The 19342-nt window shown below is 72.3% G+C and carries 1 protein-coding gene; it reads left to right on the top strand.

The genetic code is table 11. The features are described from left to right. Positions 1-11 precede the first annotated feature (11 nt). Positions 12-19342: SDR family NAD(P)-dependent oxidoreductase (locus ACFUK0_RS30290; RefSeq protein ID WP_380255655.1), on the top strand; the 19331-nt coding region annotated here is incomplete at its 3' end.

The raw sequence follows: 19342 nt of genomic DNA, 5'->3' as shown, positions 1-19342 counted from the left end.
TGGAACTCATCATGGCGAACGACGACAAGCTGCTCGACTACCTCAAGCGTGTCACCGCCGACCTGCACCAGACCCGGCGGCGGCTCCAGGAGGTCGAGGGCGCGGAGCAGGAGCCCATCGCCGTCGTGGCCATGAGCTGCCGCTACCCCGGCGGGGTCGCCTCGCCGGAGGACCTCTGGCGACTGGTCGCCGACGGCGTCGACGCCGTCTCCGACTTCCCCACCGACCGTGGCTGGGACCTCGAACAGCTGAGCGGCGGCGACCGGGAGCAGCTCGGGACCAGCTACGTGCACGAGGGCGGCTTCGTCCACGACGCCGGGGACTTCGACGCGGGCTTCTTCGGGATCAGCCCCAGGGAAGCCCTCGGCATGGACCCCCAGCAGCGCCTGATCCTGGAGGCCTCCTGGGAGGCGTTCGAGCGGGCCGGCATCAACCCCGACGCGATGCGCGGCGCCCAGGTCGGCGTCTTCGCCGGGTCCGGCATCCAGGACTACGAGTACCTGCTCGGCGCCGTGCCCGAGATCGCCGAGGCCTACATGACCACCGGCAACGCCGCCTCCGTCATCTCCGGCCGGATCGCCTACACCCTGGGCCTGGAAGGGCCCGCAGTCACCGTCGACACGGCCTGCTCCTCGTCGCTGGTGGCGCTGCACCTGGCCGTCCAGGCACTGCGCCAGAAGGAGTGCACGCTCGCCCTGGCCGGCGGCGTCATGGTGATGTCCACCCCCTCGCCGTTCATCGCGTTCAGCCGCCAGCGCGGCCTCGCGCCCGACGGCCGGTGCAAGTCCTTCGCCGACGCCGCCGACGGGACCGGCTGGTCCGAAGGCGTCGGCATGCTGCTGCTGGAGCGGCTCTCCGACGCCCGCCGCAACGGGCACCCGGTGCTGGCGGTCGTCCGCGGCAGCGCGGTCAACCAGGACGGCGCCTCCAACGGCCTCACCGCCCCCAACGGCCGCGCACAGCAGCGGGTCATCCGCCAGGCCCTTGCCAACGCCCGGATACCGGCCTCCCAGATCGACGTCGTGGAGGGCCACGGCACCGGCACCACTCTCGGCGACCCGATCGAGGCACAGGCAGTCCTGGCGACCTACGGCCAGGACCGGCCCGAGGACCAGCCGCTCTGGCTGGGCTCGATCAAGTCGAACATCGGCCACGCCCAGGGCGCGGCCGGCGTCGGCGGCGTGATCAAGATGATCATGGCGATGCGGCACGGCCTGCTGCCGAAGACCCTGCACGTGGACGAGCCGTCCAGTCACGTCGACTGGACGGCGGGCCGGGTACGGCTGCTCGCCGAGGCCGTCGCCTGGCCCGAGACCGGACGTCCGCGCCGTGCGGGCGTCTCCTCCTTCGGCGTGAGCGGCACCAACGTCCACGTCATCATCGAACAGGCCCCGGACACCGAGGCCGAAACGGCCACCGGGACCGGAACCACGGCCGGGGACGTCGCCCCGACGCGCCGGCCCGCCGGATCGCCGCTGCCCTGGCCGGTCTCCGGCCGTGGCGCGGACGCCCTGCGTGCCCAGGCCGAGCGGGTCCGCGACCACCTCGCCACCACCGCCGCGGACCCACTGGACACGGCCTACTCCCTGGCCACCTCCCGGGCCGCCCTGGAACACCGGGCCGTGATCCTCGCCGACGACCGTGAGGCCGCACTGGCGGCGCTCGCGGCCCTCGCCTCGGGCGAGACCCATCCGGCCGTGGTCCGGGGCACGACCACCACCGGATCCACCGCCTTCGTGTTCACGGGTCAGGGTGCGCAGCGGTTGGGGATGGGGCGTGAGCTGTGCGCGGCGTTCCCGGTGTTCGCGTCGGCGTTCGACGCGGTGGTGGCGGAGTTGGACGGGTGGTTGGGCCGGCCGTTGCGGGAGGTGGTGTGGGGTGAGGACGTCGGGTTGTTGAACCGTACGGGGTTCGCGCAGCCGGCGTTGTTCGCGTTCGAGGTGGCGTTGTTCCGTCTGGTGGAGTCGTGGGGCGTGCGCCCGGACTTCGTGGCGGGGCATTCGGTCGGTGAGATTGCCGCCGCCCACGTCGCGGGGGTGTTTTCCCTTCAGGATGCGGCCAGGCTGGTCGCGGCGCGTGGTCGGTTGATGGAGGCGCTGCCGGAGGGCGGCGCGATGGTGGCGTTGCAGGCGGGTGAGGCGGAGGTTGTGCCGCTGCTGGGTGACCGGGTGGGTCTCGCTGCCGTGAACGCCCCCGGCTCGGTGGTGGTTTCGGGCGACGAGGACGCCGTCGTTGACGTCGCCGCGTATTTCGGGACGCTGGGCCGTAAGACGTCGCGGCTGGCGGTGTCGCACGCGTTCCATTCAATCCTGATGGAGCCGATGCTCGACGAGTTTCGCTCGATAGCAGGCGAGTTGGAGTACCACGAGCCTGCCGTGCCGGTGGTTTCCACGGTCACCGGCGCGCTGGGCGCCGACCTGGCCTCGCCGGAGTACTGGGTGCGGCAGGTGCGGGAGGCGGTGCGTTTCGCGGATGCCGTGCGTGCGTTGGAGGTGGAGGGTGTCAGCCGGTTCCTGGAGTTGGGTCCTGACGGTGTCCTGACCGGGCTGGCGCAGCAGAGCGTCTCGGGCGAGCAGGCGACGCTGGTTGCTGCCACCCGCCGCAACAGGCCGGAGCCCGTCACGCTGGTGACCGCACTCGCCCAACTCCACACCTCCGGCGCGGCAGTGGACTGGTCGGCGTTCTTCGCCGGCACCGGCGCCCGCCGCGTCGACCTGCCCACCTATCCCTTCCAGCGCGAACGCTATTGGATAGACACCCCGCAGAACCTCCTCGGCGTCGGTCCGGGCGACCTCTCCGCCGCGGGTCTCGCCTCCCTCAGGCACCCCCTGCTCGGCGCCGCCGTCATGCTGGCCGACTCCGACGGCGCCGTACTCACCGGCAGGCTCTCCCCGGCCGTTCAGCCGTGGCTGGCCGACCATGTGGTCGGCGGCTCGATCCTCTTCCCCGGTACCGGCTTCGTGGAGCTCGCCGTCAGCGCCGGCGACCAGGTCGGCTGTGGCGCACTCGACGAGCTGACCCTCCAGGCCCCACTGGTTCTGCCCGCCCGTGGCGGTGTGCAGGTCCAGGTGGTTGTCGGGGCGCCGGACCTCGCCGGCCGACGTACCGTCACCATCCACTCCCGTGCCGAGGACCAACCGGACCTCCCGTGGACCCGGCACGCCGACGGCGTCCTGATGCCGCACGCCGAGGCCGAGCCCGCCGACCTGACCCAGTGGCCGCCCCCGGGTGCCACTCCGCTCGACACCGACCGGCTGTACGAGGACTTCGCCGCCGCAGGCCTCGCGTACGGTCCGGTGTTCCGCGGCCTCACCGCGGCCTGGAAGTCAGACGACGCGGTCTACGCCGAGGTCGCGCTGCCACAGCAGGCCGGCGTCGAGGCCGACGGGTTCGGTCTGCACCCCGCCCTTTTGGACGCCTCGCTGCACGGCGCCGTCTTCACGGGCATGTTCTCCGACGCCGAGGGCGCCGTGCTGCCCTTCGCCTGGTCCGGCGTGCGGTTGCACGCGGCCGGCGCAACCGCCGTACGGGTCCGCCTCGCGCCGACCGGCTCCGCCGGCATCGCCCTGACGGTCGCCGACGAGACCGGACGAGCAGTGCTCACCGTGGATTCGCTGGTGCTGCGCCCGATCTCGGCCCGGCAGCTCGCCGCTGCGCGCACGGGCTTCCACGAATCGCTGTTCGCCCTCGACTGGGTGCCGTTGCCCGTCGCCGCCGGCGGCGCGGCCACCTTCACCGCATGGGACGTCCTGGGCGCGACCGGGTCCGTCCCCGATGCCGTGGTGCTGTCGCTGGCCCCCGGTGCGGACGTGGAGGCGGTCCACGCCACCGCCAACCGCGTCCTCGACGTCCTGCAGTCCTGGCTCGCCGACGACCGCTTCGCCACCTCCACCCTCGTGGTCGCCACCACCGGGGCCGTGGCCCTGCCGGGCGAGGACCTCACCGACCTCGCCGGAGCCGCGGCCTGGGGCCTGGTGCGGGCCGCCCAGCTGGAGAACCCCGGCCGGTTCGTCCTCGCCGACGTGGACGACCTCGCCGGGATCACGATGGTCGTCGACTCCGGGGAGCCGCAGACCGTACTGCGCGGCGGTCGGGTGTACGCGGCCCGCCTCGCACGGGTGCCCCGCGACCTCGCAGCCGACCCCGACCCTGCCGCCGGCCTCCGGGCCGAGCACGATGTCGCCGCCGCCGACCTCCGGGCCGAGCACGACCGGGACGTCGATCGGCGCAACCCGTTCGGCAGCGGCACCGTCCTCGTCTCCGGGGCGACCGGCGCCCTGGGCCGGCGGGTCGCGCGTCACCTGGTGACCGTACACGGCGTCCGCAGCCTGCTGCTCGCCAGCCGGCGCGGGCCGGGAGCCCCCGGCGCCGCCGAACTCGTGGCCGAACTCACCGCACTGGGCGCGCACGTCACGGTCGCGGCCTGCGACGCGGCCGACCGGGACGCGCTGGCGGCGCTGCTGGACGGAACCACGCTCACCGGAGTGCTGCACCTGGCGGGCGTACTGGACGACGCCCTGGCCACGGAACTCACCCCCGAGCGGATGAGTTCCGTCCTGCGCCCGAAAGCCGACGCGGCGCTGAACCTCCACGACCTCACCGCGGGGATGGACCTCGCCGCGTTCGTGCTCTTCTCCTCCGCGAGCGGCACCGTCGGGGCGGCGGGCCAGGGCAACTACGCGGCGGCGAACGCCTTCCTCGACGCGCTCGCGACCCACCGTCGGGCGGCCGGGCTCCCGGCGCAGTCGTTGGCCTGGGGCCTGTGGGCGAGCGGCATGGCCGGGACCCTCGACGAGTCCGACCGGCGGCGAATGGACCGCAGTGGGATCACCCCCCTCTCGGACGACGAAGGCCTTGAGCTCCTCGACGCCGCCATGGCGGTCGACGCGGCCATCCTGCTGCCGATCCACCTGGACCTCCGGGTCCTGGGGGAGGCGGGGGACAGCCTGCCGCCGGTCTTCCGCGGACTGGTCCGGGCGCGGACCCGCCGCATCGCCGCCGCCCCGGCGGCCGCCGCGGCGGAGCTGGAGCGCAGGCTCGCCGGACGCACCCCCGAGGAACGCGAAGCCGTCCTGCTGGACCTGGTCCGCACCCATGTCGCCGTCACCCTCGGGTACGCCGGACCTGACGGAGTGGACCCGGAGCGGGCCTTCAGTGAGCTGGGCTTCGACTCGCTGAGCGCCGTCGAGTTCCGCAACGCGCTGAACGAGGCGGTCGGTGTCCGGCTGCCGGCCACCCTCGTCTTCGACCACCCGACGCCGACCGTGCTCGCCCGCCAGCTCCTCGCCGAACTGTCCGGCGACGGTGAGCGTTCGGTGCCGGCCCTGCCGACCACCTCCGTCCAGGGGACCGGGGACGACCCCATCGTGATCGTCGGCATGGCCTGCCGCTTCCCGGGCGGGGTCGCCTCGCCCGAGGACCTGTGGCGGCTCGTGGCGGACGGCGTCGACGCGGTCTCGGAGTTCCCCGCCAACCGGGGCTGGGACCTCGAACGCATCTACGACCCGGCGGCGGAGCGCCCCTACACGACCTACACCCGCGAGGGCGGCTTCCTCCACGAGGCCGGCGAGTTCGACCCGGCGTTCTTCGGGATCAGCCCCAACGAGGCCGCGATCATGGATCCGCAGCAGTACCTGCTGCTGGAGACGGCCTGGGAGGCCATCGAGCACGCCGGGATCGACCCCGCCTCGCTGAAGGGCACCGCGACCGGCGTCTACGCCGGCGTGATGTACCACGACTACGCCAACAACAGCAGCACCGGTGCGATCGCCTCCGGCCGGGTGTCCTACGTCCTCGGCCTGGAGGGCCCCTCGGTCACCGTCGACACCGCCTGCTCCTCGTCACTGGTGTCGTTGCATCTGGCGGCGCAGGCGCTGCGGTCGGGGGAGTGCTCGCTCGCCCTGGCAGGCGGCGTCGCGGTGATGGCCACCCCCGAGGTGTTCGTCGAGTTCAGCCGTCAGCGCGGGCTGGCTACCGACGGCCGCTGCCGCTCCTTCTCCTCCACCGCCGACGGCACCGGCTGGGGTGAGGGTGCCGGCCTCCTGCTGCTGGAGCGGTTGTCCGACGCGCGGCGTCTCGGGCATTCGGTGCTGGCGGTGGTGCGCGGCAGCGCGGTCAACCAGGACGGTGCGTCCAACGGCCTCACCGCCCCCAACGGGCCGTCACAGCGCCGGGTGATCCGGCAGGCGCTGGCGAACGCGGGCCTGTCGTCGGCGGACGTGGACGCGGTCGAGGCGCACGGGACGGGGACGCGACTCGGTGACCCGATCGAGGCGCAGGCGCTGCTGGCGACCTACGGGCAGGACCGAACGGAGGGACGGCCGCTCTGGCTGGGCTCGATCAAGTCCAACATGGGCCACACCCAGGCCGCGGCCGGTGCCGCGGGAATCATCAAGATGGTCATGGCGATGCGGCACGGAGTGCTGCCCAGGACCCTGCACATCGACGAGCCCAGTCCGCAGGTCGACTGGAGTGAGGGCGACATCGCGCTGCTCACGGAGCAGGTGGCCTGGCCGGAGTACGGACGTCCGCGCCGGGCGGGCATCTCCTCGTTCGGTCTGAGCGGGACGAATGCGCACGTGATCATCGAGGCGGGGCCTGCGGAGCAGGCGGCTCCCGTGCCCGTGCCCGTGCCCGTGCCGGGACCTGTGGCGTTGTCGGTGGTGCCGTGGGTGGTGTCGGGTCGGACGCCGGGTGCGGTGGCGGCGCAGGCGGGGCGGTTGTTGTCTTTGGTGGGCGATGAGGCGCTGTTGGATGTGGCGTTCTCGTTGGCGACGTCGCGGGCGGTGTTCGAGCATCGGGCTGCTGTGGTGGGTTCGGATGTGGAGGAGTTGCGGCGGGGGTTGGCCGCGTTGGTGTCGGGGGAGTCCGTCCCGGTGCTGGCGCGGCGTGGTGGTCGTTCGGCGTTTGTGTTCACGGGTCAGGGTGCGCAGCGGTTGGGGATGGGGCGTGAGCTGTGCGCGGCGTTCCCGGTGTTCGCGTCGGCGTTCGACGCGGTGGTGGCGGAGTTGGACGGGTGGTTGGGCCGGCCGTTGCGGGAGGTGGTGTGGGGTGAGGATGCCGGGTTGTTGAACCGGACGGGGTTCGCGCAGCCGGCGTTGTTCGCGTTCGAGGTGGCGTTGTTCCGTCTGGTGGAGTCGTGGGGTGTGCGTCCGGACTTCGTGGCGGGGCATTCGGTCGGTGAGATTGCTGCGGCGCATGTGGCGGGGGTGTTCTCCCTTCAGGATGCGGCTCGTCTGGTGGTGGCGCGTGGTCGGTTGATGGAGGCGTTGCCGGAGGGTGGTGCGATGGTGGCGTTGCAGGCGGGTGAGGCGGAGGTTGTGCCGCTGCTGGGTGACCGGGTGGGTCTCGCTGCCGTGAACGCCCCCGGCTCGGTGGTGGTTTCGGGTGATGAGGATGCGGTCCTCGACGTCGCCGCGCATTTCGGGGCGCTGGGCCGCAAGACGTCGCGGCTGGCGGTGTCGCACGCGTTCCACTCGGTGCTGATGGAGCCGATGCTCGACGAGTTCCGCCAGGTCGCAGGCGGGTTGGAGTATCACCAGCCTTCGGTGCCGGTGGTTTCCACGGTCACCGGCGCGCTGGGCGCCGAACTCGCTTCGCCGGGGTACTGGGTGGGGCAGGTCCGTGAGGCGGTGCGTTTCGCGGATGCCGTCTGTGCGTTGGAGGCGGAGGGTGTCAGCCGGTTCCTGGAGTTGGGTCCTGACGGTGTCCTGACCGGGCTGGCGCAGCAGAGCGTCTCGGGCGAGCAGGCGACCCTGGTCGCCGCCACCCGCCGCAACAGGCCGGAGCCCGTCACGCTGGTGACCGCACTCGCCCAACTCCACACTTCCGGCGCGGCAGTGGACTGGTCGGCGTTCTTCGCCGGCACCGGCGCCCGCCGGATCGACCTGCCCACCTACCCCTTCCAGCGCGAACGGTTCTGGATCGACACCCAGCAGTACCTGGCCAACTCCTGGTTCGGCAGCGAGTTCGGTGGTGTGGCGTCCGCAGGTCTGGCCACCACCGGACATCCGTTGCTGGGTGCGGTGGTGCCTTCCCCGGACACGGATGTGGTGACGTTCACGGGTCGGGTGTCGGCTGGTTCGCATGGCTGGGTGGTGGATCACGAGGTGCTGGGCAGTGTGCTGCTGCCGGGTACGGGGTTCGTGGAGTTGGCGCTGCACGTGGGGGAGCAGGTCGGTTGCGGGGTGCTGGAGGAACTCGCCCTTCAGGCGCCGTTGGTGGTGCCGGTGTCGGGTGGTGTGCAGGTTCAGGTGGTGGTGGGGGCTGGGGATGCTGTGGGTCGGCGTTCGGTGTCGGTGTTCTCGCGGGTTGAGGAGCGGTCTGATCTGCCGTGGACGTTGCATGCGCAGGGTGTGCTGGCGTCCGGTCCGGTTGCTGCGGGCACGGATCTGAGCCAGTGGCCTCCGGTGGGTGCGGAGGTGGTGGAGGTCGAGGGTGCGTACGGGGTGTTGGCGGAGTTGGGGTATCGGTACGGGCCGGTGTTCCAGGGGCTGAGGGCGGCGTGGCGGCGGGGCGAGGAGTTGTTCGCGGAGGTTGAGCTGCCGGAGCAGGCGCGGGCGGATGCGGAGCGGTTCGGGGTGCATCCGGCGTTGCTGGATGCGGCGATGCATGTGGCGTTGATCGGCGGGACGGGTACCGGTGAGCCGGTGCTGCCGTTCGTCTGGAACGGCGTGCGCCTGCATGCGGTGGGTGCCTCGCGGGTCCGGGTACGGCTCACACGGCCGACGCAGGAGAGCCTGACGCTGGAGGTCGCGGACGCGGCGGGTCGACCCGTGCTCTCGGTCGGGTCGGTGGTCGGTCGTCCGGTATCGGCACAGCAGTTGGGTGGCGGCGACGCCGACTCGCTCTTCCGCATCCACTGGACCGCCGCTCCACAGGTCGGTGACGGATCCGGGGCGGAGTGGGCTGCGTGGGAGGACCCCTCGCCCGAGGGGCCGGTGCCGGAGGCGGTGGTGCTGGAGTGCGCCGTGCTTGAGGGCGATGTGCCGTCGGCCGTGCGTGGGGCGGCGCGGGCGGTGTTGGAGGTGGTGCAGGCCTGGTTGGCGGGGGAGCGGTTCGCATCTTCGCGTTTGGTGGTGGTGACGCGGGGTGCGGTGGCCACGGCCGAGGGTGCTGTGGTGGATGTGCGGCAGGCGCCGGTGTGGGGTCTGGTGCGGGCGGCGCAGGCGGAGAACCCCGGGCGGTTCGTGCTGGTGGACACCGACGGCTCGTCCGCTCTGGAGGCGGCGTTGGCCTCCGGTGAGCCGGAGTTGGCGATCCGCGAGGGGACGGTGCTGGTACCGAGGCTGGCCCGGGTGGCCGCGCCCGAGCAGGCGGCCGGGCCGGCCTTCGATCCGGCGGGCACGGTCCTGGTCACCGGTGGCACGGGTGGTCTGGGCGCCCTGGTGGCGCGGCACCTGGTGGTCGAGCACGGGGTTCGCAACCTCCTGCTGACCAGTCGGCGCGGCCTGGAGGCACCCGGCGCGGTCGAGCTCAGCGACGAGCTGGCCGCTCTTGGTGCACGGACGACGGTCGCCGCCTGCGACGTCTCGGACCGGGCGGCCCTGGCCGGACTGCTGGCCGCCGTCCCCGCAGCCCACCCGCTGAGCGCGGTCGTACACGTCGCCGGCGTCATCGACAACGGTCTGATCGGCGGGCTGACCCCCGCGCGGATGGACGCCGTGCTGACCCCCAAGGCGGACGCCGCCTGGCACCTGCACGAGCTGACCCGCGACCTGGACCTGACCGCGTTCGTTCTCTTCTCCTCGGCGGGCGGACTCGTCCTCGCCGCAGGACAGGGCAACTACGCGGCGGCCAACGTCTTCCTGGACGCCCTCGCACAGCGGCGTCACGCCGAAGGGCTGCCGGCCACCGCCATGGCCTTCGGCCTCTGGGGTGTGCACACGGGCATGACCCGGATGCTCGACCAGGCCTCGGAGCGGATGCAGACCCAGGGCATGCCCGCGCTGTCACCCGAACTCGGGCTCGCCCTGTTCGACGCCGCGCTGCGGTCGGGTGAGCCTGCCGTTGTGCCCCTACTGGTGGAGCCGTCGGTGATACGCCGCCGGGGCGAGGAGATCCCCGCCCTGCTCCGCGGCCTGGTGCGGGTGTCGGGTCGGCAGCTCGTACGGGTCACGGCCGACCCCGGTGGCGCCGGGCTCGAACAGCGGTTGGCCGGCCTGGACGCCGACGAACGTGGCCGGACCCTGCTGGAGCTGGTGCGCCGCCAGGTTGCCGTAGTGCTCGGACACGCATCCTCGGACGCCGTCGAGCCGGACCGGGCGTTCCAGGAGCTCGGTTTCGACTCCCTGGCCGCGGTCGAACTGCGCAACCAGCTCGGTGCGGCGACCGGACTGCGACTGCCCGCCACCCTGGTGTTCGACCACCCGACCGCACGCGCTGTCGCCGACCACATCGACGCCTCGCTGGCCGGCCCGGCCACATCCTCCGCGCCTACGCCGGCCGTCCGGGCGGCAGGGACCCACACGGCCGACGATCCCATCGCCATCATCGGCATGGCCTGCCGCTATCCGGGCGGGGTCGCCTCACCGGAGGACCTGTGGGGCCTGGTGGCCGAGGGTGTCGACGCCGTCTCGGCGTTCCCCGGCGATCGCGGTTGGGACGAGGGGGTGTACGATCCCGAGCCAGGCAAGGCCGGCCGGACCTACACCCGCCGGGGTGGATTCCTGCACGACGCCGCCGACTTCGACAGCGACTTCTTCGGTATCAGCCCCAACGAGGCGCTGATGATGGACCCGCAGCAGCGACTCCTGCTGGAGACCTCCTGGGAGGCCGTCGAACGGGCCGGAATCACCCCCACCTCACTGAAGGGCAGCTCCACCGGCGTCTTCGCGGGGCTGATGTACCACGACTACGGACTGGGGGAGGCTGCCGCCAGCAGCGGGGGAAGCCTCGTGTCGGGGCGCACCTCGTACGTCCTCGGCCTGGAGGGCCCCTCGGTCACCGTCGACACGGCGTGTTCGTCGTCGCTGGTGTCGCTGCACCTGGCGGCGCAGGCGCTGCGGTCGGGGGAGTGCTCGCTCGCCCTGGCAGGCGGCGTGGCGGTGATGGGTACGCCGGGCATGTTCGTGGAGTTCAGCCGGCAGCTCGGCCTGGCGCCGGACGGCCGGTCCAAGTCGTTCGCAGCCGCCGCCGACGGCGTCGCCTGGGCCGAGGGCGCGGGTGTGCTGCTGCTGGAGCGGCTCTCCGATGCCCGCCGCAACGGGCATCCGGTGCTCGCCCTGATCCGGGGCTCCGCGGTCAACCAGGACGGTGCCTCCAACGGCATGACGGCTCCCAACGGCCCATCGCAGCAACGGGTGATCAGGCAGGCCCTGGCCAACGCGGGCCTCACCCCGGCCGATGTCGACCTGGTGGAGGCGCACGGTACGGGGACCCGGCTGGGCGATCCGATCGAGGCGCAGGCCCTGCTGGCCACGTACGGGCAGGACCGCCCCGAGGACCAGCCGCTGTGGCTCGGGTCGGTCAAGTCCAACATCGGGCATGCCCAGGCCGCGGCCGGTGTCGCCGGTGTCATCAAGACGGTGCTGGCGATCCGCAACGCGACGATGCCCAGGACGCTGCACGTGGATGAGCCCTCGCCGCACGTGGACTGGTCGGAGGGCGGTGTCGAACTGCTCACCGAGGCGCGCGAATGGCTGCCGGGCGTCCGCCCCCGCCGAGCCGGGATCTCCGCCTTCGGCATCAGTGGCACCAACGCCCACATGATCATCGAGGAGGCACCGGCGGCGGAGCCGGCACCGAACGCCACCGGTGCCGTTCCGGTGCCGGTGGTGCCGTGGGTGCTGTCCGGCCGGACGCCCGACGCACTGCTGGCCCAGGCACAGCGGTTGCTGTCCTTCGTGGACACGGAGCCCGGGACGGATCCGGTCGACCTGGCGTTCTCGCTGGCGACATCGCGCGTGTCCTTCGAGCATCGGGCGGCCGTGGTCGGTGCGGACCGTGACGAGCTGCTGCGCGGCCTGACCGCACTCGTCGAGGGCCGCAACGCACCGGCGGTGGCAACCGGGTCGAGCCGCGGTGGTGGTGGTCGTTCGGCGTTTGTGTTCACGGGTCAGGGTGCGCAGCGGTTGGGGATGGGGCGTGAGCTGTGCGCGGCGTTCCCGGTGTTCGCGTCGGCGTTCGACGCGGTGGTGGCGGAGTTGGACGGGTGGTTGGGCCGGCCGTTGCGGGAGGTGGTGTGGGGTGATGATGCCGGGTTGTTGAACCGGACGGGGTTCGCGCAGCCGGCGTTGTTCGCGTTCGAGGTGGCGTTGTTCCGTCTGGTGGAGTCGTGGGGTGTGCGTCCGGACTTCGTGGCGGGGCATTCGGTCGGTGAGATTGCCGCCGCCCACGTCGCGGGGGTGTTTTCCCTTCAGGATGCGGCCAGGCTGGTGGTGGCGCGTGGTCGGTTGATGGAGGCGCTGCCGGCGGGTGGTGCGATGGTGGCGTTGCAGGCGGGTGAGGCGGAGGTTGTGCCGCTGCTGGGTGACCGGGTTGGCGTGGCGGCGGTGAACGGGCCGCAGGCGGTGGTGGTTTCGGGTGATGAGGATGCTGTCCTCGACGTTGCCGCGCATTTTGAGGCGCTGGGCCGCAAGACCTCGCGGCTGGCGGTGTCGCACGCGTTCCACTCAATCCTGATGGAGCCGATGCTCGACGAGTTCCGCCAGGTCGCAAGCGGGTTGGAGTACCACGAGCCTTCGGTGCCGGTGGTCTCCACGGTCACCGGCGCGCCGGGCGCGGAGTTGGCCTCGCCGGGGTATTGGGTGCGGCAGGTGCGGGAGGCGGTGCGTTTCGCGGATGCCGTGCGTGCGTTGGAGGCGGAGGGTGTCAGTCGGTTCCTGGAGTTGGGTCCTGACGGTGTCCTGACCGGGCTGGCGCAGCAGTCCGTGACTGGTGAGCAGGTGACGTTGGTCGCTGCCACCCGCCGCAACAGGCCGGAGCCCGTCACGCTGGTGACCGCACTGGCCCAATTCCACGCCTCTGGCGCGGTGGTGGACTGGTCGGCGTTCTTCGCGGGCACTGGTGCCCGCCGGGTCGACTTGCCCACGTATGCGTTCCAGCGGGAGCGGTTTTGGGTGGAGGCGGTTCGGCCGGTGGGGGATGTGTCGGCGGTGGGGCAGGTGGCGTTGGATCATCCGGTGTTGGCGGCGGCGGTGTGGGTGCCGGATTCGGATGGGGTGACGTTCACGGCTCGTCTGTCGCGGGTGGGGCAGCCGTGGGTGGTGGATCACGAGGTGCTGGGCAGTGTGCTGCTGCCGGGTACGGGGTTCGTGGAGTTGGCGCTGTACGTGGGGGAGCAGGTCGGCTGTGAGGTGGTGGAGGAACTCACTCTCCAGGCCCCGTTGGTGTTCGCCGGGAGCGAGGGTGTGGCTCTTCAGGTGGTGGTGGGGGCTGGGGATGCTGTGGGTCGGCGTTCGGTGTCGGTGTTCTCGCGGGTGGAGGAGCGGTCTGATCTGCCGTGGACGTTGCATGCGCAGGGTGTGCTGACGTCCGGGCCGGTCATTGCCGGTGAGGATCTGAGCCAGTGGCCTCCGGTGGGTGCGGAGGTGCTGGAGGTTGAGGGTGCGTACGGGGTGCTGGCGGAGTTGGGGTACCGGTATGGGCCGGTGTTCCAGGGGTTGAGGGCGGCGTGGCGGCGGGGGGACGAACTCTTCGCGGAGGTCGAGCTGCCGGAGCAGGCGCGGGCGGACGCGGAGCGGTTCGGCCTGCACCCCGCCCTGCTGGACGCAGCCCTGCACACCGCGCTCGTCGACGGGGTCAGCGGTGACCGTACCGCCATGCCCTTCGTCTGGAACCAGGTCCGGTTGTACGCCACCGGTGCCACCGCGGCCCGCGTGCGGATCACCCGTCCCACCGCCGAGAGTCTGACGCTCGACCTCGCGGATGCCACCGGCCGGCCGGTCGCCTCCGTCGGCTCGGTCGTCAGCCGGCCCGTGTCGGCACCCCAGCTGGCCGCGGCGGGGGCTGCCTTCCACGAGTTCCTGTTCGGCTTCGAATGGAAGCCCGTCCCGGCCGCCGGCGCGGCCACGGCGCCGGCCGTCGCCGACTGGGACGCGTTGCCCGCCGAGGGCGACACCGCGCCCGCTGTCGTGGTGCTGACCTGCGAGGCGGGGACGGACAGCCCCGCGGTGCACGCGGCCGTGAACCGGACGCTGGGTGTGCTGCAGTCCTGGCTCGCCGAGGAGCGGTTCGCTGCCTCGACCCTGGTGATCGCCACCCGCGGCGCGATGACGCTGCCGGGCGAAGACGTGGCCGACCTGGCCGGGGCCGCGGTATGGGGCCTGGTGCGGGCCGCCCAGATGGAGAGCCCGGGCCGGTTCGTGCTGGCCGACCTGGAGGGGCCGCCCGACGCCGGGCGGATCGCGGTGGTGCTGGAGTCCGGCGAGCCGCAGGTGCTGGTGAGGGGCGGCACCGTGCACGTCGCGCGCCTGACCCGCCTCACGCGGCGCGCGGACGAGGCGGAGACCCCCGCCGAGCCGCGGCCGGACCGGTTCGGTGCGGGCACCGTCCTGCTCACCGGTGCCACGGGCACACTGGGTCGGTTGGTGGCCCGTCACCTGGTGGTCGAACACGGGGTACGGCACCTGCTGCTGACCAGCCGTCGGGGATCGGACGCCCCGGGATTCACGGAACTCGTCGCGGAGCTGGACGCATTGGGCGCCCGGGCCACCGTCGCGGCCTGCGACGTGTCGGATCGGGAGGCCCTGTCCGGCCTGCTGGACGCGCTACCCCCCGAGCACCCGCTGACGGCCGTGGTCCACCTCGCGGGGGTGCTGGACGACGGGCTCGTCGACACGCTCACCCCCGAGCGGATGGCGACAGTCCTCCGGCCGAAGGCGGACGCCGCACTGCACCTGCACGAACTGACCGCTGACCTGGACCTGTCGGCCTTCGTGCTGTTCTCCTCCGGGACGGGCGTCACCGGCGGTGCGGGCCAGGCGAACTACGCCGCCGCCAATGCCCTGCTCGACGCGCTCGCGGCCCGCCGTCGGGCGGCCGGGCTCCCGGCGCAGTCGCTGGCCTGGGGCCTGTGGGCGGGGGGCATGGCCGGCGACCTGGGTGACACCGACCTCCAGCGGATGCGCCGCAACGGCGTGGGCGCACTCGACGACGAGGAAGGGCTCGCGCTGTTCGACGCCGCCACGGCGAGGGACGAGGCCCTGCTCGTGCCGATCCGGCTGGACCTCGGTGTCCTGGCTGAAGCCGGCGATCTGTTGCCGCCGATCTTCCGAGGCCTGGTTCGGGCCCGGCCCCGCCGCAGCGCCGCGGCAGCCCCCGCCCCGGCCGGGGGCCTGCGGCAGCGGCTCGCCGGCCTCGGCACCGACGAACGCCACGCCGTCCTGCTGGATCTGGTCCGAACCCATGTCGCCGGCGTCCTGGGCCACGTGTCCACGGAGGCAGTCGACCCGGACCGGGCCTTCAACGAACTGGGTTTCGACTCGCTGACCGCTGTCGAGTTCCGCAACGCCCTGAACGCCGCGAGCGGTCTGCGGCTGCCCGCCACCCTGGTGTTCGACCATCCGACGCCGGACGTCCTGGCCCGGTTCCTGGCCACCGAACTGTCGGGCATCGGGGAGCTCTCCGTGCCCTCGACGCCGGCCACTCCGGTCGGACTGAGCGCCGAGGACCCGATCGTGATCGTGTCGATGGCGTGCCGGTATCCGGGTGGGGTCGCCTCGCCGGAGGATCTGTGGCGGTTGGTGGAGGGCGGGGTCGACGCGGTTTCGGAGTTCCCGTCGGATCGTGGTTGGGACGAGGGGGTGTACGACCCGGAGCCGGGGGTGCCGGGCAGGACGTACACCCGGGCTGGTGGTTTCCTGTATGACGCGGCCGAGTTCGACGCCGGGTTCTTCGGGATCTCGCCGCGCGAGGCCCTGGGCATGGACCCGCAGCAGCGGCTGCTGCTGGAGACCTCGTGGGAGGCCTTCGAGCGGGCCGGCATCGACCCGGCACGGATGCGCGGCAGCCGGACCGGCGTCTTCGCGGGCGTGATGTACCACGACTACGCGGGTGACAGCGCCGGCAGCGTGGTCTCCGGCCGGGTCGCCTACACGCTGGGGCTGGAGGGTCCCGCGCTGACGGTGGACACGGCGTGCTCGTCGTCTTTGGTGTCGTTGCACCTGGCGGCGCAGGCATTGCAGTCGGGGGAGTGCTCGCTCGCCCTGGCCGGCGGGGTGACGGTGATGGCCACGCCGGAGACGCTGGTGTACTTCAGTGAGCAGCGGGGCCTGGCGGTGGACGGCCGGTGCAAGTCGTTCGCGGGTGCGGCGGATGGCACGGGCTGGGCCGAGGGCGCGGGTGTGCTGCTGCTGGAGCGGCTCTCGGACGCGCGGCGCAACGGGCATCCGGTGCTGGTGGTGGTGCGTGGCAGCGCGGTCAACCAGGACGGCGCGTCCAACGGCATGACGGCCCCCAACGGCCCGGCCCAGCAGCGGGTCATCCGGCAGGCCTTGGCGAACGCGGGCCTGTCGTCGGCGGACGTGGACGTGGTCGAGGCGCACGGGACGGGGACGCGTCTGGGCGACCCGATCGAGGCGCAGGCCCTGCTGGCCACGTACGGGCAGGACCGGCCCGCGGATCAGCCGCTCTGGTTGGGCTCGATCAAGTCCAACTTCGGGCACACCCAGGCCGCGGCCGGTGTCGCGGGAATCATCAAGATGGTGCAGGCGATGCGGCACGGTGTGCTGCCCAGGACCCTGCACGTGGATGAGCCCTCGCCGCACGTGGACTGGTCGGAGGGCGAGATCGCGCTGCTCACGGAGCAGGTGGCCTGGCCGGAGCGTGGACGTCTGCGCCGGGCGGGTGTGTCCTCGTTCGGTCTGAGTGGGACGAATGCGCATGTGATCGTGGAGGAGGCGCCGCAGCGGGAGGTCGTCGAGCAGGCGCCGATTCCCGTAGCGGTGCCTGTGTCGGTGGTGCCGTGGGTGGTGTCGGGGCGGACGCCGGAGGCGGTGGCGGCGCAGGCGGGGCGGTTGCTGGCGGCGGTGGACGAGGAGGCGCCGTTGGATGTGGCGTTCTCGTTGGCGACGTCGCGGGCGGTGTTCGAGCACCGGGCGGTGGTGTTGGGCGCGGACCGCGACGAGCTGGTCCGGGGCCTGGGTGCGCTGGCCTTGGGCGAGTCGGGTGCGGGTGTGGTGTCGGGTGCGGCGCGGCGTGGTGGTCGTTCGGCGTTTGTGTTCACGGGTCAGGGTGCGCAGCGGTTGGGGATGGGGCGTGAGCTGTGCGGGGCGTTCCCGGTGTTCGCGTCGGCGTTCGACGCGGTGGTGGCGGAGTTGGACGGGTGGTTGGGCCGGCCGTTGCGGGAGGTGGTGTGGGGTGAGGATGCCGGGTTGTTGAACCGTACGGGGTTCGCGCAGCCGGCGTTGTTCGCGTTCGAGGTGGCGTTGTTCCGTCTGGTGGAGTCGTGGGGTGTGCGTCCGGACTTCGTGGCGGGGCATTCGGTCGGTGAGATTGCCGCCGCCCACGTCGCGGGGGTGTTCTCCCTTCAGGATGCGGCCAGGCTGGTGGTGGCGCGTGGTCGGTTGATGGAGGCGCTGCCGGCGGGTGGTGCGATGGTGGCGTTGCAGGCGGGTGAGGCGGAGGTTGTGCCGCTGCTGGGTGACCGGGTCGGCATTGCGGCGGTGAACGGGCCGCAGGCGGTGGTGGTTTCGGGTGGTGAGGATGCGGTCCTCGACGTCGCCGCGCATTTTGAGGCGCTGGGCCGCAAGACGTCGCGGCTGGCGGTGTCGCATGCGTTCCATTCGGTGCTGATGGAGCCGATGCTGGACGAGTTCCGCCAGGTCGCAGGTGGGTTGGAGTACCACGAGCCTTCGGTGCCGGTGGTTTCCACGGTCACCGGCGCGCCGGCGGCGGACCTGGCCTCGCCGGACTACTGGGTGGGGCAGGTGCGGGAGGCGGTGCGTTTCGCGGATGCCGTGCGTGCGTTGGAGGCGGAGGGTGTCAGCCGGTTCCTGGAGTTGGGTCCTGACGGTGTCCTGACCGGGCTGGCGCAGCAGTCCGTGACTGGTGAGCAGGTGACGCTGGTCGCCGCCACCCGCCGCAATCGGCCGGAGCCCGCCGCCCTGGTGACCGCACTGGCCCAATTCCACACCTCCGGTGCGGTGGTGGACTGGTCGGCGTTCTTCGCGGGCACTGGTGCCCGCCGGATCGACTTGCCCACGTATGCGTTCCAGCGGGAGCGGTTTTGGGTGGAGGCGGTTCGGCCGTTGGCGGATGTGTCGGCGGTGGGGCAGGTGGCGTTGGATCATCCGGTGTTGGCGGCGGCGGTGGCGATGCCGGATTCGGATGCGGTGACGTTCACGGCTCGTCTTTCGCGGGTGGGCCAGCCGTGGGTGGTGGATCACGAGGTGCTGGGCACGGTACTGCTGCCGGGTACGGGGTTCGTGGAGTTGGCGCTGTACGTGGGGGAGCAGGTCGGCTTCGAGGTGGTGGAGGAACTCACTCTCCAGGCCCCGCTGGTGCTCGCCGGGAGCGAGGGAGTTGCCCTTCAGGTGGTGGTGGGTGCGCCGGATGATCGTGACCGGCGCCGGGTGCAGATCTTCTCGCGGCCGGAGGACCAGCCGGACACGGACTGGAGGCGGCACGCGGATGGTGTGCTTTCCTCCGCTCCGGTGGCTCCGGCCACCGATCTGGGCGAGTGGCCCCCGCTGGGCGCCGTCGAGGCGGACGTCACCGGCGTCTACGACGTCCTTCACGAGCACGGATTCGGTTACGGGCCGGTGTTCCAGGGGTTGAGGGCGGCGTGGCGGCGGGGGGACGAACTCTTCGCCGAGGTTGAGTTGCCCCGCCAGGCGCACGCGGACGCGGAGCGGTTCGGCCTGCACCCCGCCCTGCTGGATGCCGCCCTGCATGCCCTCGGCCTCGGGGGTCCCGTCACCGAAGGCAACGAGGGCGGGCAGACCTTGGTGCCGTTCTCCTGGAACGGGGTCGCCCTGCACGCCGCCGGTGCTGCCGGGGTCCGGGTACGGCTTTCGCGTGCGGAGGGGCGAGGGGACGCGGTACGCCTTGACCTCGCCGACTCCGCAGGGGCGCCGGTCGCCTCCGTGGCAGCGCTGGTGCTTCGTCCGGTGTCCCCGGAGCAGCTCGGGGGAGCGGGCACCGGTCACGGCGATTCCTTGTTCGGCATCGAGTGGGGTGTTGTTCCTGAGTCCGGGGAAGCCTCTGTCGTGGAGTGGTCTGCGTGGGAGGAGCTTTCGGCTGAGGGTTCGGTGCCGGGTGTGGTGGTGCTGGACTGTGTCGTGCCGGAGGGTGATGTGCCGTCGGCGGTGCGTGGTGTGGTCGGGGCGGTGTTGGGGGTGGTGCAGGGCTGGTTGGCGGGGGAGCGTTTTGCGTCGTCGCGGTTGGTGGTGGTGACGCGGGG

This window comes from Kitasatospora sp. NPDC057223 (genome assembly GCF_042669755.1).
Lineage (GTDB): Bacteria > Actinomycetota > Actinomycetes > Streptomycetales > Streptomycetaceae > Kitasatospora.
Note: the sequence above shows the minus strand (reverse complement) of the source record. Positions and strands in the feature narration are given on the sequence as shown.